Source organism: Bathymodiolus heckerae thiotrophic gill symbiont (assembly GCF_900180345.1).
Lineage (GTDB): Bacteria > Pseudomonadota > Gammaproteobacteria > PS1 > Pseudothioglobaceae > Thiodubiliella.
Genome location: NZ_FXLV01000119.1, coordinates 1 through 812, shown reverse-complemented (window position 1 = coordinate 812; position 812 = coordinate 1). Strand labels below are relative to the sequence as shown.

Genomic DNA, 812 nt, shown 5'->3' with positions numbered 1-812 from the left:
CAACTTGATAATCACCGTTTTTTTCCATATGGACAATAGTTGTATTGTGTGGATATTTTTGTGCCAGATTTCGTTCATTTTTTAACAAGGTTGGATCGTTTTCTATTGTTACAATAACTTGGTACTTATATCCTGCAAATGGATCTGTGCTGCCCATACTTACCTCGGGTTGTCTCCATTTTTCAAGTTTCGTTTGAGACTCCTTAGCCACTTGAATGTCCCACTCTGTAACCAATCTATAATGTTCTGCCCATTCGCTTATCTCAGAATTTCCCCTTGAAAGTTCTAAGAATTGATCATGCACCTCCTTTAATACTTCAATCTTTTTACCAACTTCCAATGATTGAGCTTTCTCGTATTGCTCATTTAAAGATACTTTAAGTATTTCTTGCCTTTCGAATTTAGAAGTATATTCTTCCAAAGAAGAATATATCTTATTTAATTCTGTTGAAATTTCTGAACTTGGGTTTCTTGACAAATGCGCATAAAGATCTAATCTAACTGACTCCAACTTATCAAGAGAAAGTTCTAATCCATTTCTTTGTATTTCACGTAAAGCATCAAGAGTGCTAACTAAAATATCGCGATGTTCACTTTGCTTACTAGATTTAAAATCTTTATTTTCAAGCAGGCTTTCTATTGCCCTTATTTGATCATCAAGGTCATCATTTAATGGATTTTCTAAAATATCGCTATAACGCTTAACCGTCTCAGTTTTTTGGGCAATCTCCCCTTTGTCGTTATCCCAACTGTAAATCGTTTTAGTGCCGTCTGTCGTCATGGTCTTAGTGCCGTCATCATTCACTTGAACT

The 812-nt window shown here is 35.1% G+C and carries 1 protein-coding gene; it reads right to left on the bottom strand.

All coding sequences use genetic code 11. The features are described from left to right. A partial coding sequence (locus CRYPD_RS07755; protein ID WP_138146995.1) for a hypothetical protein occupies window positions 1-781 on the bottom strand: 781 nt, incomplete at its 3' end. Between the last annotated feature and the right edge of the window lie 31 nt (window positions 782-812).